14 protein-coding genes are annotated in these 20,269 nt (G+C 59.5%); 6 read left to right on the forward strand and 8 right to left on the reverse strand.

Going from position 1 to position 20,269, the window contains the following annotated elements:
- Positions 1-90 precede the first annotated feature (90 nt).
- From KUV65_RS09865 to KUV65_RS09895, 7 genes are all read right to left on the reverse strand, one after another.
- Positions 91-933 carry a sulfotransferase domain-containing protein gene (locus KUV65_RS09865; protein WP_222190097.1) on the reverse strand — a complete coding sequence of 281 codons (843 nt, stop codon included), beginning with the start codon at positions 931-933 and terminating at the stop codon, positions 91-93.
- A 29-nt stretch (positions 934-962) separates the two neighbouring features.
- The gene (locus KUV65_RS09870; protein ID WP_374107069.1) at positions 963-3,326 is read right to left on the reverse strand and encodes an exopolysaccharide transport family protein; all 2,364 of its coding nucleotides are present in this window, start codon (positions 3,324-3,326) and stop codon (positions 963-965) included.
- A 135-nt stretch (positions 3,327-3,461) separates the two neighbouring features.
- Positions 3,462-4,670 carry a polysaccharide biosynthesis/export family protein gene (locus KUV65_RS09875; RefSeq protein ID WP_222190101.1) on the reverse strand — a complete coding sequence of 403 codons (1,209 nt, stop codon included), beginning with the start codon at positions 4,668-4,670 and terminating at the stop codon, positions 3,462-3,464.
- A gap of 68 nt (positions 4,671-4,738) precedes the next feature.
- The gene (locus KUV65_RS09880) at positions 4,739-5,941 is read right to left on the reverse strand and encodes a glycosyltransferase (protein WP_222190104.1); all 1,203 of its coding nucleotides are present in this window, start codon (positions 5,939-5,941) and stop codon (positions 4,739-4,741) included.
- A complete protein-coding gene (locus KUV65_RS09885; protein WP_222190106.1) occupies positions 5,931-7,025 on the reverse strand; it encodes an O-antigen ligase family protein in 1,095 nt (364 codons plus the stop codon). The genes KUV65_RS09880 and KUV65_RS09885 overlap by 11 nt, the downstream gene beginning before the upstream one ends.
- Positions 7,026-7,246: 221 nt before the next feature.
- On the reverse strand, positions 7,247-8,419 hold the full coding sequence (locus tag KUV65_RS09890) for a glycosyltransferase (RefSeq protein ID WP_308124605.1): 1,173 nt from the start codon (positions 8,417-8,419) through the stop codon (positions 7,247-7,249).
- 609 nt (positions 8,420-9,028) lie between these two features.
- Positions 9,029-9,934 carry a sulfotransferase family protein gene (locus tag KUV65_RS09895; RefSeq protein ID WP_222190109.1) on the reverse strand — a complete coding sequence of 302 codons (906 nt, stop codon included), beginning with the start codon at positions 9,932-9,934 and terminating at the stop codon, positions 9,029-9,031.
- Positions 9,935-10,591: 657 nt separating this feature from the next.
- Here KUV65_RS09895 and galU point away from each other — a divergent pair.
- The 6 genes from galU to KUV65_RS09925 all read left to right on the forward strand — a co-directional run bounded on the left by galU (position 10,592) and on the right by KUV65_RS09925 (position 19,720).
- Positions 10,592-11,500 (forward strand): UTP--glucose-1-phosphate uridylyltransferase GalU, encoded by a 909-nt coding sequence (galU, locus tag KUV65_RS09900; protein WP_222190110.1) that lies wholly within the window; start codon positions 10,592-10,594, stop codon positions 11,498-11,500.
- 466 nt (positions 11,501-11,966) lie between these two features.
- Positions 11,967-13,529 carry a glycosyltransferase gene (locus KUV65_RS09905; RefSeq protein WP_222190111.1) on the forward strand — a complete coding sequence of 521 codons (1,563 nt, stop codon included), beginning with the start codon at positions 11,967-11,969 and terminating at the stop codon, positions 13,527-13,529.
- Positions 13,526-14,860: an HlyD family efflux transporter periplasmic adaptor subunit gene (locus tag KUV65_RS09910; protein WP_222190112.1), complete on the forward strand. Its 1,335-nt coding sequence runs from the start codon at positions 13,526-13,528 to the stop codon at positions 14,858-14,860. Before KUV65_RS09905 ends, KUV65_RS09910 begins: the two co-directional genes overlap by 4 nt.
- Positions 14,857-16,044 (forward strand): alginate lyase family protein, encoded by a 1,188-nt coding sequence (locus KUV65_RS09915; protein WP_222190113.1) that lies wholly within the window; start codon positions 14,857-14,859, stop codon positions 16,042-16,044. The genes KUV65_RS09910 and KUV65_RS09915 overlap by 4 nt, the downstream gene beginning before the upstream one ends.
- Positions 16,045-16,267: 223 nt before the next feature.
- Positions 16,268-18,631, forward strand: coding sequence for a right-handed parallel beta-helix repeat-containing protein (locus KUV65_RS09920; RefSeq protein ID WP_222190114.1), 2,364 nt, complete (start codon positions 16,268-16,270; stop codon positions 18,629-18,631).
- Positions 18,632-18,811: 180 nt separating this feature from the next.
- Entirely contained in the window at positions 18,812-19,720 is a 909-nt protein-coding gene (locus KUV65_RS09925) for a hypothetical protein (RefSeq protein WP_222190115.1), read from the forward strand.
- A gap of 93 nt (positions 19,721-19,813) precedes the next feature.
- On the opposite strand, the gene KUV65_RS09930 is transcribed toward KUV65_RS09925, so the two are convergent.
- A complete protein-coding gene (locus KUV65_RS09930) occupies positions 19,814-20,065 on the reverse strand; it encodes a hypothetical protein (RefSeq protein ID WP_222190116.1) in 252 nt (83 codons plus the stop codon).
- Positions 20,066-20,269: the final 204 nt, after the last annotated feature.

Consider the following 20,269-nt stretch of genomic DNA (forward strand, 5'->3'; position numbering starts at 1 on the left):
ACCGGTCCGATCTCGGCGTTGAGACGCATCCATGGGCGGTCTGCGCAGCAGTCTTATCCAGCCCATATGCCTGCCATTGGTATGACCGGCCTACTGTGCCTTTTGTACGCCGGACAGCGAGTTTTGACTTTGAAACGCCGACCAGTCCGCTGTCAGGGCGGGCGAAAACGACGCGGCTTGCGCTCTGATCTCAGCCCGTTCTTCTGCAAGTGACTCTCCGCGAGAGTAGAGCCATTTCTTGATCTGGGTGTGCTTTAACAGCGAAACGACTTTATGCGCACCGTGACGCCGAAGACGAGTCAACGTGCCCTGAACCATGCGCGCCAGGAAAAGGTTACGCGGTACCTTCGCCGAATTGACCTGCTGATCGGTCAGTGACGCCGGGGGCGGGCGGTATTCAAGATCCAGGATCTGGCAGAGCTCGCGGCAAAAGCTTTCAGGATCGTCACGCAACAGCTTGTATGACATCAGGTGAAAACGGCCTGCCCCGAACGCGGCCTCCCAACGCGGGGCGTGTTGGGCGTAAAGACCAGCTTCGATTATGTCTGGATAGGTTTCTGCCATCTCTTTCAAACTCGACCGCGGGGCACCCCTTTGCCGGTAGTGAAAAAAATGGGACACGGCGCGGTCGAACGGGTCGCGAACCGTGCAGATGATCTTGGCATCGGGCACATGCGTTTTGACGCGTACGCAAGCAATGGGTTTGTGGAACAGCGAAGGCGCCACTTCGACGCGCAGACGTGTGTCGGTCTCGGGCGGAAACAACCCCGTGTACCAGTCAAACCCGCGCTCGTAGACCTTGTCGAAAAAGAAGGTCTCCTTCATCGCTGACGGCAAAGCGACGTCGCCGCGCCATTCGAGATACGCGTGTATCCACGTTGTGCCCGACTTCGTCGGCCCAACGAACAACGCGAAAGGCGGGGTGATGGCCATGTCAGCCGATCCTTCTTACCTGTTCGGTGTCATACAGCGGTTTCGTATTCATCCAACTCCTGCTGCGAGACTCCATTCATCAGGGTTCCCAAGAGCTTCGGTGGGAAGATGGCCGCGCGTCGCAACTCCTTGGCGAGGGAGTCCGATCGCGTGACGCCCCAGTCGGCAATAGCCACGTAGCCAAGCACCACATCGCTGAATCCGGCAGCATCGGACGAATGAGCTAGCGGTGATATGTCGAGGACCACGTTGTCGAACTTGTCGGTCAGTGCATGCAGCAGCGACTTGAGCTTCGCTTGGTCGAACACACCCGGATCGACGGTGGCTTCCTTGTCCATCGAACGGTTGGGCATGAAATAGAGCGATGTCCGCTCATCGTACCAGAAGGCTTCGTTCGACTCGATCGACGACGTGGCCGCGGTAAGTTCCGCGAGGCCGAAATGCGCCGCGGGGCTGATACACTCCGTCAAGTAAAGGCCAGTCCAGTCCATGTCGATCAGCAGCGTGCGCCCGCCACCGACCGCGAGCATTTCGGCGTAGTTTGCGGCTGCAACGGACCGGCCTTGGCTTGGACGGTCGGAAATGAACCCGATACACTTCGGGTAAAGCGCTTTGTCCCCTGCCATAAGGGAGCGCATGTTTTCGGCTTCGACATTCACGCGGCGGATCGCTTCGGAATATGCCGAGAGAGGGGACGAGATCGTGGCATAGATCTGGGGCGCGGTTTTCGTGAGCGAAACCCTGTTTTCCGGCAGCGCAATCACCTCGTGAGAGTAGTTGATCCGACGGTTGGGCACGCTGATTGCCGGCAAACGTCGTTGCGCGCTGTTCTCCTGGTCCTCGTCTTCGTCGGACGTGGCGGCTGGCAAGAGCCCCAGGACTGGCGCGCGCGCGCTCTTGGCAAGTTGCGAGGTGGTGCGAATGCTTCCATCCATCGACTCGCGCAGGAACGCCCCGCCGGCCCCGAGCGATATCCCCACGAGGAACGCAAGCAGTCCCAGTTCCCTGAGGCTTGCGCCGTCGGGGTATTCTGGAGGGAGCGCGGTTTCGATGATGGTCGCCTCGGTCGAGGGGAAGCTTTGCTGTTGAACGACCTCCAGGTAGCTTTGAAGATATCGTTCATTGAGTTCACGGTAGATCCGCGCCTCGCCCTCAAGCGAGCGTAGTTCGACATCGATCGCGTTCGTGACGCTCCCGCCGCTGGAGTCGCGTGCTTCGTCAAAGATGGCCTGCGCGGTTTGTACATTTGTCTCGGCCTCGGTCGCGCGGGCCTCCGCGTTTTGCAGCAATCCGTTCATGACAGCCGCGCCCGCCGCTTCGAGCGACTCGACCCGATCGGTCAGGCTCTCGACCTGCGCCCGGTCGGTTGGCGACGCCTGAAGCGCCAGGGCAAGCTCGGCCCGCACCGCGTCTGCCTCTTCGATGAGGGTTTGCAACGCGTCTGACTCGAGGCTCGACGGCACGCCCCTCAGCCCGCGGCCACTCTCGACCAATGCCCGGAGCCGCAAGACATCTGTCTGAGCGCGCGCGCGTTCCGCCAGTGCGTTCTGCAACTCTTGCCGGGCCCGCTGCAAGCTTGCGGCCGTTTCCGAGGCATCCAGCGCATCACCACCCCCGCCGCTCATCCGTTCCATGCGCTGCTCGACTTCCAGCGCCCGGACGTTCAACTCTGCCATGCGCTCGTCGAACCACTCGGCGGCCCGCTGCGCGGTTTCCTGGCGCACGCCAAGGCGGTTGTCGATGTAAGTCTGCGCGACCGCGTTCACGATCTCGGCCGCCAGTTCCGGGGAACTGGCGGTGTATTGAAGCCGGATGACCAGGGTCTGCGCGTTGCGCGTGACGCGAAGGTTGTCGCCCAGTCTTTCCACGGCCATTTGAAACCGCTCGGCCGGTGTGGTTTCAGGCGGTTCCTCAGCGAACATCGGGAATACGCGGTCTCTCAGCCGTCGAATGCCTTGGGCGAGGTCGGTGGTGGCAGGTGCCATGAACTCTTCGTTTTCGCCGAGTTCCAGTCGATCCACCGCGCGCGACAGCAGGTAAGGCGATCGCATGACCTGCATCTGGCTTTCCACAGCAGGGTTGCTGAGGCTCAGGTCGGAGAAAATCTCATCTCGGCCAAACGGGTTGATGACCTGTTCGTCCAGCAGGATGCGTGTCGAGGCCGAGTAGACCGTTGGGGTCAGGCGGTCCAGGACCACGGTGGCGGCGACGCAGATTGCACATACGATGGCAATGAAAAACCGATGCCGACGCAGCAGACGCCGGACCGATCTGAAATCGAAGAGGGGCGCAGATGAAGAGCGGCCAAATTCGCGCCCGTCATCACCGCCAATCATGAGCGTCGGAACCTGGCGAAAACCACTTTGTTTCGCGCCAGAATTATTATTGTTCATTCAACCTCTCCTTGGGGCCAGGCATAGGTCGACCGGCCCCGGAAACATCACTGCCAGAAAATCGCGACATGAATACGCATACCAATACAGTTTAACCTGAAGTGGAACTACTGCCCCAAGCGTGCAAAGTCCCTTTCAGTTTCGGAGACTAACATTCACGACATCGCCGGGTAACAGCAGGGTTTCCGGCCGTGCCTCGATCTCTTGGGATTGCCCACCGATTTGGCGGAAAATGATGATGCGCGGAACGGTCGTGGGCGTTTCGTCAAGGGCCATGGTGGTTGGGACTGCCGAACTCAGCTCGATCCGGACCCGCAACTGAGCCACTTGTTGAGACAGCTCCTGCAAACGCGCCTGAATTTCAAGCGCGCGCTCACGCATGGCCTGGTTCCGTTCGAGGACCAGTTCACGACGCGAGGCTTCCGCTTCCAATCGCTCGGCCTGCACATCTCCGAGCCGCTCGATCGCTTGCAGATACAGGCGGCGCGTCGTTGTCAGCAATTCACTCGACACGATGCGCCGCGCGACGAGTCCTTCGACACGCTCAACCTCGGCGGCCTCGGTTTCTGCGATTTCGGTCATGGTCTCTTCATGACGAAGCGCCGCGATGACCCGCGCTTCTGCCTCTTGCACGGAAGTGTCGAGAAAGGTGATTTCTTCGCTCAGGATGTCTCCTGACGTCTGGACCTGGCTACGCGCAAGCGCGATCGCCTCCTCGATTAGATCGGCAGGCGCATTGAGCGCCTCGAGGTCGGACAGGTCCAGTTCATCGCTACCTGCGAGGATGGCCTCATGCACCGCCATTTCCGCAAGCAGTCCGATTAGATCGGCCATCAGAACCCTTGGGTGGTTCCGCAGTTCTGATCCTGAAATCGACCCTTGATCTGCAATCGCAAGCCCGGATGCTGCGGCAATCCCCTGGCGCACCGTCATGCCAATCTGGAAAGACTGTTGCCCTGGGCTGTTGATCGCACCGTCAAAATAGACGGGACGATACTCCACGACGTCGATCAGCACTTCCTCGGGCTCGATCGAGACCAGGAGGTATTCACCATTCACGCGTTCCCGATACACCGCGCCGGTCATCAAGCTGGGGATCTGTTCCCGCAATTCGTTGATGGTTTGGCCGCTCACATTGAGTTCCCCGAGAAGCGGAAGGTGGACGGCGCCATCAATGCCGACCTGCACTTGCCTGTCATATGTGGGGTTGGCCAAGAAAGTGACGCTCAGCCTGTCGCCGGGGCCGATAAGATAGCGCTCCTGCGCCATTGCGGCCGTGCCAACCAAGAGCCACAAGGCGAAGCCTGCGTAAAATCCTCGGGCCATCATACGGGCTAGTGTCATAGTCCTACGTCCTTAAATTACATCAAGAGACCGTTGCATGATTCGGTCGGTATCTTAACGGAGAATTTCTAGTCTATCGCGCGGCAGGCCTCTCCTGTCATCGAAGCGATCAGGGCGAGATAGGCTTTGGTGACGGCGTCATGCCCGAAATCCGCGGCTCGGGCCGATGCCTTCGAGGCGTAGCGCTCCCGCGTGGCAGGGTCCCCTAGCAGTTTGATCGCCTCCGCCATGGCCGTGCGATCTTCCATCGGCACCAGTAATCCGCATGCCCCATCGGGCCAGGGGGCATGACGCGCAGGCACACTGTCCAGGACTTCTGCGGGGCCCGAGGGGCAGTCCGTCGCGACCACGGGGCATCCGACAGACATCGCTTCGATAAGAGTGTTCGGGAAGCCCTCGGCGCGCGAGGCGGAGACCAGAGCGCGTGCGCGGGCCATGATCGGATAGGGATTTTCTACGAAACCCGCAAAAAGCACCCGGTCCGCAACCCTGAGCTGCGTGGCCTTTTCCCTCAGTTCCTCCAGCTCAGGTCCCTGACCGAGCAGCACCAGCGACGACACGGTTCCTGACTGCGCGAATGCATCAATGAGCAGGCTGAAATTCTTGTTGGGCACCAGCCGGCCAACGCCAAGAAAATAGTCCTCGGGCAGATCGATTGCAGGCGGCTGTTGGGCCAGGGTCTTCAGGCGTTCGGCATCAATCGGGTTCCCGATGACCGACATGCGCGATCTTGGCACATCGAAGCGTCCGGCCAGATCGTCCGCAACGCCGCCGCTGACCGGTATGACATGGTCAGCTTTCGAATAGGTGCGCTTCGTGATCCAAGCCAACAAGGGCTCTGCGCGGGACCCGGCAATATGGCTGGATGTGTTCACGCGCTCGCTGATGATGGTCTTGTGGCCGAAACGGTAGGCAAGCAGGACATTGATGACATTGGCGCGCGCAAGAAAGCTGATGCAGACCTCTGGGTGCGGGCCGTTTGACGACCAATAGCGATGAAGCTGGAGCAGGCTGCGTGCCATCTTCTGCTTGCCATCCAGGGTGGTGATCTTGAGGCCGTCCGGCAGCGTTTGCTTCCGGGGAAGATCGTCCAGCAGGATCAGTTCGATTTCGCAATCATCCAAGTGCGGCAGCAAATGCCCAAGCAGGTTTGCCATCGCTCGCTCGGCGCCCCCGCCCTCCATCGAATTGATGAGGAATGCCACGCGCGTGCCCGGCGCGATGCGCGGCATCGCAGAGGTGTCGGGTCCAAGACTACGATCAGTTTTCATGCACATTCGATCGATAAATCATGGAAGGGTAGCGAGAGGGGTAAGGGTAGGGGTGTGTCGCAAACCGATGTGTCAGAAGCTCTCCATCCGGTGCGTCGCGCAGCTTTGCAAATGCCGCGACCAGAAGCACCCAATAGATGCTGTTGTGCTCCAGGAGGAATGAGCCGGCCACGTTCCCGATCAGGGAAAAGAGGACCAAGGTCAGCGCAAGTGCGGAAAGTTCGGGTTTGGCGTCGCGCATCAGGTTTCCGAACGCCTTGGCCCCCAGCCATGCCATGAAAAACAGTGTCAGGCCGACGCCGATATAGCCGACATCCACCAACAGATCGAGAAAGCCGTTGTGCGCGTGCCCGACATCTGCCCCGGTCAAGGCTGTAAGCCGCGGGCCGATGATGATCCAACCGGCGCCGTATCCACCGCCCGCGACACTTGTGCCGCCAAGAGCGACAATGACCCCCTCCCAAATGACGGTTCGGCCCGTGAGGGTCGCGTCCCGCCCAAGGAGGTGCAGCGTATATTCAAAGATGAGTTGCGCCGAAACCGCCGAAGTCACCGCAACGGGGAGGGCCATGAGGATCAACAGGGAACGTCCCGCGGGCGACATGCGCCGCATGGCAAGAAGCAGCGCGATGCCAACGGGAACCGTCGCGGCGAGCAGCACGGCCTGCGATGAGTTGGATCGCAACACCATCAGTCCCGCGATTGCGAATATTGGCAGCATGAGCCAACGGCCATATCGGCCGCCGGTGCCGAAAACGAACCCCAAGATCAGGATCGATGCGGTCAGCGAGATCACGCGGCCAAAGTCGTTCTTGTGACCGAAAAGCCCCCGCCAACTGCCGGCATGATGTGCCGCTATCTCGTCGTAGGCTTGATGGATGCCCTTTGCCGGGTTGAGCAGTATGTTGGCAAAATTGGCCAGCACGATCACCGCCGATGCCATGACCGCAAGGTGAAACAGTTGTTTCGGCGAAAAGCGGAAGGCGAGCCAGAACGCAAAGGCCGTGGTCAGCCCGAGGCTGCCGACACGGCGCAAGGTCAGGTCCGGGGCAGCCGTCCAGGCCAGGGTGGCAAGTGCGAACAACACGGGCAGGATCGACGCCCAGTAGACTGTGAAAATGCGCGCGATTGATCCCTTGATGGTCAGCAGGGCGATGCCACCGAAAAGGCCGAGCGACGCACCAAGGATTTGCACCATCGGGGCCGTTTCCGAGCCTTCCGGTGTCAGGGTCGACGTCAGCGACCCGGACATGAAGAACAATCCGAACATCGCGATGGCGTATTCTATGGTGCGCAAGGGGTTCTTCATTCCCAAGCTCTCGCTAGAAAGGCGTCAGCAACCTCGGACATCTGGTATCGTTTAGCAATGCGCGCGATCCGTTCGGATTGCAGTTCAAGAGATCCCGCATCTTGGGTGTCGATCACCATGCGAATGGCCGTTGCCATGGCCGCGGGGTTCCCAATCGGTGTGATGCGGTCAGGAAATTCCCGGCCGAGGATCTCCCGCGCGCCGCCGCCGAGGCAATCCGTCGAGATCGAAGGGATGCCCGCCGCGACCGCTTCGATCAACGCATTCGGGAAACCCTCGGTCACGGAACTCATGAGGAAGAGATCGGCGGCCACGAGATAGCTGAACCGATCCATGCGGAACCCGAGGAAATCGACGCGATCTTCTATGCCGAGCTCTCTGGCCAGGTCTTCGAGGTTCTGCCGTTCTGGACCTTCGCCAAGAACAACAAGGCGCAGATCATCGCCGGACTGAGCAACGGCACGGAGCATTGTTGCGTAGTCCTTTTGTGGCATCAAACGTCCGATGGCGATGGCCGTGGGCTTTCCATCGTGAAACCAGGGGTGGTCGGGCGGCGCGGCGCGCGCCTCGTCCAACTGCGCCGAGTCGGGAGCCGCATTATGGATGACGCCGGTCGCCTCCGCGGATAGGCCAGCGACCTCGGCTATATCTCGGGTCACCAGATCGGTGTTTCCGATCACGGCATGTGCTTTGGGATACAGTTTCCGAACAAGTGCATTCATCGCGACGCGCCGCAGCGGGTCCATCTCGCGCAACAAGGCCGTGTACTGGTTCCGTTCGCACACGATGACCCGCGTTCCCGTTCGCGCAACACGGGCGGCGATCAAGGCCGCGATGTTCGTGCGGGTTAGCGCCGAGATCAGGGTCGGTGCCCGCGTCGCCTTCAGGTGCGCGACCAGCTTTGGCAGGCAGAGAATGGCCTTGCGACCGCCAAGAACATGGAGGCCAACCTCCTTCGAAAGCAGCTCTTTGACCGGCCCGTTGTCATTGTTCACGACAAGGTGGACCGGAATACCCCGCGATGCGATGTGGTTCGCCAGTCGGACAAAAAAACGCTCTGCTCCGCCCCCCTCGAACGAGGGCAGGTAGAAATGGATCACCCGGCTCTCAACGCCCCGAGCGGCACGATGCATCCTGGTTTCAGATAGATGCGTGTGGGCCTTGTTCATGTGTCCCCGAAAAATCTTTCATCAAATCGGCAGGTGTCTTGCGACGCTGTTTTCCCGCATCCCCCTTAAAATGCGGCAGAATGGGGCCATCCGTCCATCCATCGACCTGCACAATGATCGAATTGCGCCGGCCATACCTGGCCTGATGGTTTTTTCGGCACTTCTTGACCGTTGTGCCGAAAACTCTCGTACAGACACGCAAGGCAGGCCGGAACGGTGGCAAGAGAACATGAAATAAAGGTGGTTTGGATATGGTGGCTTTCAGGTCATTGTATGAGAAGCTACTTGCACCCTGACACGAGCGCGTTTTGGTCGCTGTTGTAAAGTCACAAGTCGTTGCCACCAACCTCACGTGCCCTGGCATGCGGCTTTGTCCAACGCCAACATCCTGGCAATACCTCATCTGGAGGCGTGATCGATCAAGCCATCCCCGATCAGTATGCTTCGCGGTCCCTTTGACGCGACCGTGACCCACACCTTGTGATCCATGTGTTGGAAGACAAGCAGCTTAGGGACGGCGCTTTTCGACAGTCTGGTGACTCCACGTCTCCGCCTAGAGGAACGGAGCCGATTCGGTAAAAGCCTTGCAGACCTGTCAGCCCGGGTCCGTTATCCGGCCGCGGCTTTTGTCAGCGGTTGCTCACACTCTGCTTCGGCATTCTCGCTTGCCGGTTTGGGCACACGCCAAGCCGATGTGTCGAACCCGTAAGCATCGTCTAGCTTTGAAAAATCCTCGAAGAACAGGTCATAGAAATAAGTGTTCGCCTCCTCTCGGATGCGCTCCCGCTTTTCTTTGGCCGGAGGCGGGCCGTAGACAGCGCGCCTGACTGCTGGCTGTCGCACCGCGTTGACCAACCAATGCACCCCGGCAAGGCGCAGAGTGCGCGCGCTTCGCCGGGCGATTTTGGCGAGGAACCGCACCCGGGGGTCGCCATCCTCGTTTATCCGGGCATAGAGAACATCGTCACTTGGCTGAACTTCTGGTAGGTCCAGCACTTTGCAGATGCTGGACACGTAGCCCGACGGGCTGTCGTTCAGATCGTGATAATTGAGCAGCTTGATCTGATCACGCCCCAGCGCTTCGGCCCACCAGTTCAGGTTTCGATAGTACAATCCATTTTCGATCATGGCCGGGTGGTGTTCGGCCATCCAGCGAAAGCCTCGGTCGGGCTCACCGCCTTTGAGGTAGTGGAAGTAGTGCGCGATGGCCCGATCGATCGGATTGCGCAGGGTCGCGATAATGGTCACGTCCGGGAGATCCTTCGCGACCCGTTCGATAGCCTCCGGTTTGTCCAACAGCGACGGCGCGACTTCGACGCATATCTTGTGATCGCTCGAACGCTCACCGAAGGTGCCCGAGTACCAGTCCCAGCCCTTGTGGTAGAGCTTGTCGAAGAAAAAGGTCTCCTTGCCGAGCGCAACCGGAAGTTGCACATCGCCACGGCTTCGCAGGTAGTTGTCGATCCAAGTGGTACCGCTTTTATGCGGGCCTACGAAGATGAAATCAGGTTTCAAATCTGGGTCTCCAAATGCTTGTCCGAGGAAAAATAGCGTTCCTCGCAGCGAGCGTCACAAAATCTTATTAAAAAATTCACATGTCGTCTACTTGAGTGTCATGTTGGGCGAGTCGCGCCCCACGCTTGATGCGTGGACTTTGCGACTCCAATGGATTGACGACATCCGGGGAACGACCTGGTCTGGCAACGCATGTTGCGACCAAGGCCGCGCCGCGACGGATGGGCGGCGGTCGCGCTTACGGGTGCGTCATCCAACCCGTCTTGGCATGGGCTGCGCGGCACAAGAGTGCTGATCCGACGGAAATTGAGCCATCCAAGGCCCGATGGTTGCGTTGTGAGTTCATCGCCTCGATAAATCCTAAGCTGTTACGGAATAAGATTTCTGTTCACCATATCGAAATGAATCGTTTTCATTCTGGAAACAAAAAATTACTATCGAGTTAATGGAATGACTTTTTCCAACGCGGAAACGGGACGGTAGCCGCGGCCTCTCAAGCCAGAGTTCTTTTTGTTTTCTATACAGTTACTTGCGCCGTTTTCATTGGGGGCGCTTTTTTCCTGGGAGCCATCTCATGGAAAGCCATGATCCACAAATGAATCGGAATGTTTCGCGAATCATGTAACGGTTAACGCATTATTAACGGAGCGACCTTTGATGACGAAAAAAGTTACCAAAGCAATTTTCCCGGTGGCTGGCTTGGGAACGCGTTTCCTGCCAGCCACCAAATCCATTCCCAAGGAAATCATGACCCTCGTCGATCGGCCGTTGATCCAGTATGCCATCGACGAAGCGCGCGCTGCCGGTATCGAGGAGTTCATCTTCGTGACCAGCCGCGGCAAGAGCGCGCTCGAGGATTACTTCGACCACTCGCCCGAGCTTGCCCAGACGCTCCGCAAGAAAGGCAAGACCGAGCTGCTGGAAACGCTCAAGTCGACCAACATGGACTCGGGTGCGATTGCCTATATCCGGCAACACCAGGCCAAGGGTCTGGGTCATGCCGTTTGGTGTGCCCGCAGGCTTCTGTCCGACGAGCCATTCGCGGTCATTCTGCCCGATGACATCATCCGCGGCGAGACGCCTTGTCTCAAGCAGATGATCGAAGCGCATCGGGAAACAGGCGGGTCGATCGTTGCGGCGATGGAAGTGCCGCCTGAAAAGACTTCGTCCTATGGTGTGCTCGATATTCAGGAGGACATGGGGCATGTCGTGTCCGTGAAGGGGCTTGTCGAAAAACCCGACGCGGATGTGGCGCCGTCAAACCTTGCCGTGATCGGGCGCTATGTCCTGTCGCCCGACGTGATGAAGAACCTCGGGAAGACATCGACCGGCGTCGGTGGCGAGATTCAATTGACCGATGCCATCGCCCGCGAGATCGACGAGGGCCGTCCGGTCTATGGCTACCGCTTCCGCGGGACGCGGTTCGACTGTGGCTCCAAGATCGGGTTTCTCATGGCCACGGTAGCGGTTGCGCTGGAGCGCGATGACCTCTCGGGCGAATTCACCGAATTCCTCGAGGACGTCATGCAAGTGTCGCTCGACCTGGCTCGGGTGAAAGCAAGCTGATTTCGCCGGCGCGTCCTGTGCGCCGACGCATAATGCGCGTGCCCCGAATGGGATCGGATCGATACTCTCGGCCCATGTTTTCTGCGCGGCGCGACGAGGGCTGTTCGCGGCGGGCTGGTTTCCGGGTTTGTCGGAGCAAGCTCAAGAACCCTCGGAGCAGGCCATTTGCGGCGCGCGCTATCGGTTAGCCTTGCAGGCGCGTTCCGAATTCGACTCGCCCAGGCACCCTGCGACTTATTCCCGGTGGGCAAACCGCGCGTAGCAGGGATCAAATCTTGGTTGGCTTCATGATCAGCCCAAATTTTAGGCAGGCGGCGCCGGCGGCAGTTCAAGGGGGATGCTGCGCCGGTCGATGGCTGCTCAAGGTCCAAATTGGTTCGGGAATCGCTGCCGCCGTTGTACGGTGGAGTAAGATTTTTCTTAAGCCATTTTCTGGTGGGTGCATATGGCTGGCGCTGCAAGGGATATGCGTGATGTACAGGCATCCCTTCGATGGTGGGCGATCTACACCTCGGTCACCGTTGCCGTGTGGTACATGGCACTCTCCATGCCTCGTCCGGCCTCTTCTGAGCTCTTCTTCACTACGATCGGCATCGTTGCCAGTTGGCGCTACGCCTGGTGGACCATCCATCAGGTCCGCTCGCGCATTTTTCTCAAGCGCGTCTTTCCAAGGTTGAGAGCGGCTGCAGAGCGGAACGCGACCCCGCTCCAGCATCTCTATGCCGTGGTTTTATCTTACAACATCGACGAGGACGTGTTCGTGAAATGCTACACGTCGCTCATCGATGCGGCCGTCCAAAGCGGCGTGCCGACCACCATCGTGGCCTCGATTACGACGGACAGGGACCGGCGGCTTTTGTATCGGGTGTATACGGCCGCCGGGTGCCCCGATAGCGTTGAGATCGTTGCCCAATTCCAAAAGGGGGACGGTAAGCGCTCGGCAATCGGGGAAGGGCTGCGCGTCGTGGCGCGTGATGCCCCGCCGGACCGCTCTGTCACGATCCTGATGGATGGCGACACGGTGCTGGGCGATGGCGCGATCGCGCGCGTCTTGCCCTTCTTTGCCGCGGACCCCGGGCTTGCCGCGGCGACGACGAACAATGATGCGATCGTCCAGGGCACCTACCTCACGAAGAACTGGTATATCCTTCGGCTGGCGCAGCGGCATACCCTGATGGCCTCGATGGCCTTGTCGAAAACGCTACTTGTCCTGACCGGGCGATGCTCTTTCTTTCGCACCGATATCGCCACGTCCCGCGAGTTCATCGCGCAGGTCGAGGATGACCGGATCTGGCACTGGCGTCTGGGCGAGATCAAGTTCCTGACTGGCGACGACAAAAGCACCTGGTTCCACGTGCTCAAGACCCGTGGAAAGATGCTCTATGTTCCCGACGTGGTGACCTACGGGCTGGAAGAGCTTCCGCCGCCCGGCCGGTTCTTTCCGGCCTCGACCAAGCTGATGCATCGCTGGTTCGGGAACATGCTGCGCGCGAATGGCCGGGCGATCGCGTTAGGCGCCCCGAGGCTTGGCTTCTTCGTCTGGTGGGCCCTCGTGGATCAGCGTGTTTCCATCTGGTCCTCGCTGGCGGGCCCGGTTGCAACGGTTCTGCTCGCGATCTTCCTCTCGCCGGTCTTCATTGTCTACTATTTCGCCTGGGCCATCTTCACGCGCACCGTGATGAGCCTTGCGGCTGCGTCGAATTACGGCCGGATCTCCCCGATCTGGCCGTTTCTCATGTATTACAACCAGATCTGGGGCGCGATGATGAAGAGCAAACTGCTCTTTCATCTCGACCGCCAGAGTTGGACGCGGCAATCCATCCAGCGGGACGGCTCTGGTCGGGCCGCGAAAGCGCTCAGCGGCACGCTTCTGCATGCCGCTGCGCTCTCGGTCTTCATTGTCGGAATAGGATTGTTCACCGGGCAACTCAGCGCCGCCAGCGAAGCGGCGCGTTTTGATGCCCTGAGAGCTTTGGGATTTCATGCGCCGAACGGCGCGACAGGCAGCATTACCAGGTTGGCGGAATGACATTAGAGACGAAACAGCACCAAGCGCCGGATCACAAAGGCATCCAGACCATCAAGCGCAGTTCAACACTGTACCACGCGATACAGCTGCCTTTCTTCGTTGTGCTCAACGATGTGATCCTCGATGGCCATTCCCTGTCGCTGGAAGAATTCGACGCTCACCACGCGCCGTCGTGGCAGCGCGAGGGCGATGAATTTGCGATTGATGTCGGCACCAGGACCGAAGTCCGGCTCAGGATTTCCTTGTACGGGTTCGTGTGTGAGGTGACCGTGCTCGCCGAGGTGATCGAGATTATCGAAGACCGGGAAGACCGGGTCATTCGCTTCGCTTTCCGCGACATGTCGCGTCAAACGCGCGAGGCGTTGCGCCGAATTTCGCGAAGCTACCACGCCGGGTATGTCGCAAGCCCCAGCGACCTGTTGGAAAACCAGGATCCTCAGACACTGAACGAAAAGAAAGATGAACCGGCCCCCGAGGATGCAAGGCTGAAATGGCGCCGCGTGGTCGGGATGGGTCTGTCTGTCGGGGTGATCGTCGGGACGTTCGCCTTCATCGGCACAGCCCTTTACGAGCGCTTCGTGCTGATCAACGCAAGTTTCGCCACCATCACGGCGCCCAAAGTCGAGATGATCAGCGCGGATATGGGGCAGGTGCGCACGCCGATCGAAGCCGTCGGGCAGATCCTTCAGAGGGATGACCCGATCTACGAGATCTCCTCGGCGGAACTGTCCAGTGAGGAAGCCTCTCTTGTGGCACAGATAGATTACCTCACCGAAATCAACGAAGAGATGCAGAACGACCCCGAGGTCTTGGCGCTGTCGCCCGCGGGCATTCCGTTCAGTTCGCCAGCCGAAGTGCGTCGGGCGCTGGCGCTGGCAGAGGGCGAATTGCGCGCCCTCCAGTTGCGGATTGCCGAGTTGCAAGGGTTCTCGCCTTGCGACTGCATGGTCAGCTGGTTTCAGGAAGATGGCGCATGGGTCGTCCCCGGGGACACGGTTGCCGTCCTCGCGCGCACCGAAAGCGAGGCGCTGCGGGTCGAGGCCCTGGTTCATGTGTCTCAGATCGAAGATGTCCATATCGGCCAGTCCGCCGTCGTGACCGACGAAGCGACGGGGCGAACCATCCCGGCCCGCGTCGAGCGGATCACACTTGATCCGCGCCAGCAGCCGCGCGTCGGATTTCCGCAGTGGCTGAGGCAGGAACCGACCGTGGCGTCGGTCATGTTGTCCATCGACGAGGCCCTTGACCCCGGGATGATCGGCCAACCCATGCAAGTCGCAATTCGCCGAACCGAGCTGTTAGGCTTTGGTCTTGCCGCAGCTGACCAATGAGCCATCTGCGCGCTTTCATATCGGCGTTCTTCGCGGTCGCTGCGGCCGTCACGGCCCAACCTGCGCGCGCGCTGACGGCCGAGGAGGCATACGCCAACTTCGTTCTCAACGATACATCCGGGTACACGGTAACCGACCCGCTTGCGGGATATTTCGACGTGGATAGCCGGCGTGACGCACTTTCCAGAACGCGCGATCCCATGCTTCTGGACTGGATCGACCATCACCGGATGGGGGAGAGTTGCCAGGCGGCCTTGGCCCTGCCCGTGCTGGATCACACGATCATCCTTCCCGGTTTCTACGTCGACAACGCCTCGTGGCGGCGCATGGTCGAGGTGTTCCTGACATTCGAGGATACGATGAGCGGGCTGGCCGCAGCCGAAGTGGTGATCGGCGACGGGTACCATGCGAATTGCATCGTTGACGTGCTGTTGAACTGGGCAAGAGCCGATGCCTTGCTGGATTTCGACTATTCGACCGAGGATAGACAGGCGTGGTATACCACTGAAAGCACAATGTTCAGCGCATCGCTCGCCCTGATGGCCGTGCGACCGGCGGTCGCCGAAAGCCGGGCTGACGACCTCCGCGAGGTGGATGCCTGGCTGTTGGAGTTAGCGCGGCGGCATTCCGGCATCTCCGGCCTTCCCGCCACGTCCTGTTGCAACAATCACCTGTACCGGCGGGCCGTCTACGCCATGTCGATCGGCATCATGACCGAAGATGAAGCGTTGTTCGGTTACGCGGTCCGGGCGTTTCTTGGCGCGCTTTGGCAGGCCGAGGATGACGGGCACCTGCCGTTCGAGATCATCCGGGGCCGCCGCGCGGTGCACTACCAGAATTTCGCGGTCATGTACCTCGTCATGATCGCCGAGATGATGGAACGGCAGGGCATTGCAGCCTACGAGATCGAAGTCGATGGCGTGAGGTTGCAGCAGTTGATCGATGTGGCGCTCGATATGTTGCTCGACCCGGTGCTGGTGCAGCGATACGGGGTTTTCGACGAACAGATCCTCCCCCACGAAGGGGATGGACAGTTCCTTGTGTGGCTCGAACCTTACTTTGCCCGTACCGGCGATCCGCGTGCTGCGGCGCTGATGGATGGTCGCAGGCCGTTCTACAATCGAAGTTTGGGCGGTTATCTCAGCCTCTACTTCATGCCGCTCTCCGACGTGCCGCCAAGTTGAAGGTCGCAACAGGCGGATCCGGCTGCAGGGCTGCGGCGATCCCGCCTTCGTTTGTGAGCCGCGACAAAAACGGGCGTTCTGCCAGCACAAGCGGCAATACGTCGATTTTCATGTCACACGATGCGAGCTTTCGTTGCCAGCGGGCACGCGCGTGCCACAGGTTCGGCACAAGAATTTCGCATTTCCAGAATATCACCCCTTTTGGCATTTCGGAGGGTGAAGATTGGCGCAAGAGATCTGGGTTTCTGCCGATGCGGCAGACGGTGGCGATGGATCGCCCGAAAATCCGTATTCCAGCATCCAGGCCGCGCTTGATGTCGCCGGCCCCGGTGCCGTGATCAAGGTCGCTGCGGGCACCTATGAAGAAAACATCGAGATTTCGGTGAGCGGCCAAGACGGCGCCCCAATCACGCTGGTGTCGGCGGATGGACCGGGCGCAGCCATCATTCGCCCGGCCGATGATACCGACTCCACGATCCAGATCGACGGCAGCGATTACATCGTGATCGATGGCTTTGAAGTGCATGGCAGCGACACGGGCGATCGGCCCGCTGTCCACATCCACGCCGTCGACGGAAATACGGACCCGGCAAGCAACATCGTCATCGCGAACAGTACGATCTTCAAGGGCGAAGGCGACGGTATCAAGGTCAGCAAATCGAGCGATATCCAGATCCTCGGCAATACCATCGAGGGTGGGTCGGGTAACGAATCCGGCATTGATTTCGTCGGCGTCGAGAACGCGGTGATCGAGGGCAACACACTGACCGACCTCAGCTATGTCGGCATCATGGTGAAAGGCGGCTCGAGCAACATCGCGATCCTGGAGAACGTGATTTCAGGCTCTGGCCACAATGCAATCGAGGTTGGAGGATACACCAACCTGGACTCCTACCCTCCGGGCTTCCTCGAAGCGGGATTGGCCTATGAGGCGACCAATGTCCTTGTGTCCGGCAACACGATTACGGATTCAGGGAACTCGGCCATCCGCCTGATCGGGGCGACCCACGTTCTGGTGGCCGACAACACGATCGGCGGCAGCGGCGCGCTCATCAAGATCGACGACTCGTCGAAGTTCCACGAGCCATGGTTCTCCGACGCGATCGGGTTCTTTGGAAACGATTTCGACCGTGACGACTGGCTTCGGGACAGGTCGGCGGAAGCCGAGTTGTTCTGGGGTGCGGATGCCCTCGGTCTTTTCGACGGGAGTTGGATGGAAGGGCTTGACCCCGAGCCGGTTCCGGACCCCATCCCTGAGCCTGAGCCTGAGCCTGAGCCTGAGCCTGAGCCTGAGCCTGAGCCTGAGCCTGAGCCTGAGCCTGAGCCTGAGCCTGAGCCTGAGCCTGAGCCTGAGCCTGAGCCTGAGCCTGAGCCCGAAAACCTGCTTGAAGGGACGGATGGTTCGGACCGTATCTACGGCTACGCCGAAAACGATGTCATCGTCGGTTACGGAGGGAGCGACAAGCTGTTTGGCGAGGGCGGTGACGACCTGCTGGACGGAGGCTCTGGCGCGGACGAGCTCTGGGGGGGCTCCGGCAACGATAGCCTGATCGGTGGTGATGGCGACGACGACCTACGCGGTGGTGCCGGGCACGATGAACTGTGGGGCATGGATGGGCGGGACGACCTGCGCGGCGGCGATGGTGACGACCTGCTTGTCGGCGGCTTGGGCGAGGATGACCTTGAGGGGAACGCCGGGAACGACTTGCTCGACGGCGGCGACGGCGATGACGAGCTCTCTGGCGGTCAGAACAACGACACGCTGTTGGGTGGCGACGGCGCCGACAAGCTGCGAGGCGACGACGGCTCGGACCAGATTTTCGGTGGAGCGGGCGAGGACGACGCACGCGGAGGTGAGGGCGACGACCTGATCATGGGCGGTCTGGGCGACGATGACCTTGAAGGTGAGGCCGGGAACGACGTGCTCGACGGCGGCGACGGCGATGACGACCTCTCCGGCGGTCGGGACAACGATACGCTGTTGGGTGGCGACGGTGCCGACAAGCTGGATGGCGACGAAGGCGCAGACCAGATTTTCGGCGGAGCGGGTAAAGACGACGCGCGCGGCGGCGATGGCGCTGACTGGGTCGATGGCGGTGATGGCGATGATCGTGTCAATGGCGAGGGTGGCGACGACACGGTGATCGGCGGCGCCGGGAACGATGAACTGCGCGGCGACAAGGGCAACGATCTCCTGATCGATGGCGAGGGCGATGATCATCTGAAGGGAGATGACGGCCAGGATACCCTGATCGCGGGTGCCGGAGCCGACATTCTTGTCGGCGGCAATGATGAAGATGTGTTCATCTTCCGGGCGGATATCGGGTTCGATCAAGATATGATCGACGACTTCGATCAGGGTGAAGACCTTGTAGTATTTGAAGGTTTCGGATCCGACCTCTCGACGTTCGGAGACCTTGATACCAATGGCAACGGTATCCTTGACGGGGCAGATGCCCTCGTGTCCGTTAATGGTGGAGATACGACCATAGATCTCTCCGCGTTCTATGGCGCGCCGTCCGGAACGCATGCGATCACGATCGGGGCGGATGACCTCATGGCATCGGATTTCGATTTCCTTGTGTGACCAGCAGCCGCTTTCGACTTCAGCGCAAGCACTCCAGATGGTCTCCTACAACGCGAAATAGCCCCCATAGTGTTGCCGGACCACACCTGTTGAGGGAATGCGCAGTTTAGCCCCAATATGTCGTGTTCTTATGAGCCTGATTTGGTATCGAGTGGGTACCTTTCAGGAGGATTGAGGCCGATGCTGAAGCAACTGTTCGTTCCTGTATCTGCGCTGGTCGTTGCCGCTACATCTGCCACTGCGCAGGACTTCGGTAACGGAGTGGGTTATATTGGTGGTGGGCTGACTTACGGAGAGGTTGTCGAGAACCGCTCTCCCGATAGCAATGTCTCCTACATGCCTTTCTACATCGAAGGGCAATACTCCTTCCCGGTTTACGATATGGGGTTCTTCGGGGCCGAAGGGTATTTCGGCTATGCTGACTGGGACGAAAGCCAAGCGGATTTCGACGAGGATAACCCGGAACGCGAGATGCGGGTTGCGCTGCACTACTCTCATATCGTCACACCGGATCTTCGTGTCGGCGGGTTTGCCGCATATTCCCGGTCCGCGCTCGTGACCGACGATCTGCAACGGGAGCCTTATGAAACCATCTACGGCGGCATCGAGGCTCAGTACTTCTTGGGTGATGATTTCATGGTGTTCGGCCAAGCCGGGCTTGGGGATACTTTTGAGTTCCCGCCCGATCAATCAACCGGAGACCCTGAAGGGTTCCGTGACGCGCGGTTTGTTCGCGCTGGCGTGACATGGTTCCCGCTTGATAGTACGGTGATCACCTTTGAGTATGAAAGCGCTTCGGCCGACAGTTTCCTCAATGGTGGCGATGACTCGGGCAATTTCCACTCAATCGGTCTGTCTGGCGAGACTGTCCTGCCGACGGGAATTCCGCTTGAAGTCACCTATTTTGCCCGCAGGGATTTCTACGAAATCAGTGTTGGCGACGTGGATCTTTCTGACCTGACCTTTGGACTTGGCATTCGCTTCCTGTTTGGCGCCGAAACACCGCGCGACAGCTGGCAGAATGGCCGTTTGTTGACGGCGCCCAGACTGCCGGCACGTTCCGTTGATTGGCTTGAGGCCCTGGACTGATACCGGCCGCCACAATGGTTCGGAAGGACGAGGGTAAAAAACAAAAGAACCCCCGCGTTTGCGGGGGTTCTTTTTACTATTCTGCAAGTCTGCCTAGTAGGGGTCGGTAGGTACGACCTCTGCCACCGGCGCTTCGCCAAGAAGGCTGACGATGTAGTCCACACACACGTTGGCGGGATCTTCGTCCAGCAATACGGAAAGTTCCGCCTGCAATGCGGCACGATCCATCTCGTCATAGATTTCACAAAACTCGGAGCCGACTTCTTGGGATTCGCCAGGAATCGGTGAGCTGATCGCAGCGCCCAAGACAGCCAAAGCTGTAAGCGTAGAGATTTTGCGTCCCATAATTCATCCCTGCGTCAAGCCGGATCGAAATGCTTACGATCCCATGAAAAAAATTGATACCTATCCACACGTAACACCGCGACGTTACCGCCAATTTCAAAAAAATGCCATAGTTTCGACACTTTCTCGTCCGGTCGTCGAATTTGGCCAGGTTATGCAACATATAGGTGTGCTGCTATTTCGCCATACCAAATATCAACAGTA

The organism is Maritalea mobilis, assembly GCF_019800885.1.
Classification (GTDB): Bacteria; Pseudomonadota; Alphaproteobacteria; order Rhodobacterales; family Rhodobacteraceae; genus Roseibacterium; species Roseibacterium beibuensis.

What these genes read in the sequence shown, in the direction of transcription:
- KUV65_RS09905 (WP_222190111.1), top strand. Translation starts at nt 11,967, where the DNA reads ATGCGTGATGTACAGGCATCCCTTCGATGGTGGGCGATCTACACCTCG.
- KUV65_RS09910 (WP_222190112.1), top strand. Translation starts at nt 13,526, where the DNA reads ATGACATTAGAGACGAAACAGCACCAAGCGCCGGATCACAAAGGCATC.
- KUV65_RS09875 (WP_222190101.1), bottom strand. Translation starts at nt 4,670, where the DNA reads ATGACACTAGCCCGTATGATGGCCCGAGGATTTTACGCAGGCTTCGCC.
- KUV65_RS09930 (WP_222190116.1), bottom strand. Translation starts at nt 20,065, where the DNA reads ATGGGACGCAAAATCTCTACGCTTACAGCTTTGGCTGTCTTGGGCGCT.
- KUV65_RS09890 (WP_308124605.1), bottom strand. Translation starts at nt 8,419, where the DNA reads ATGAACAAGGCCCACACGCATCTATCTGAAACCAGGATGCATCGTGCC.
- KUV65_RS09915 (WP_222190113.1), top strand. Translation starts at nt 14,857, where the DNA reads ATGAGCCATCTGCGCGCTTTCATATCGGCGTTCTTCGCGGTCGCTGCG.
- galU (WP_222190110.1), top strand. Translation starts at nt 10,592, where the DNA reads ATGACGAAAAAAGTTACCAAAGCAATTTTCCCGGTGGCTGGCTTGGGA.
- KUV65_RS09870 (WP_374107069.1), bottom strand. Translation starts at nt 3,326, where the DNA reads ATGAACAATAATAATTCTGGCGCGAAACAAAGTGGTTTTCGCCAGGTT.
- KUV65_RS09865 (WP_222190097.1), bottom strand. Translation starts at nt 933, where the DNA reads ATGGCCATCACCCCGCCTTTCGCGTTGTTCGTTGGGCCGACGAAGTCG.
- KUV65_RS09925 (WP_222190115.1), top strand. Translation starts at nt 18,812, where the DNA reads ATGCTGAAGCAACTGTTCGTTCCTGTATCTGCGCTGGTCGTTGCCGCT.
- KUV65_RS09880 (WP_222190104.1), bottom strand. Translation starts at nt 5,941, where the DNA reads ATGAAAACTGATCGTAGTCTTGGACCCGACACCTCTGCGATGCCGCGC.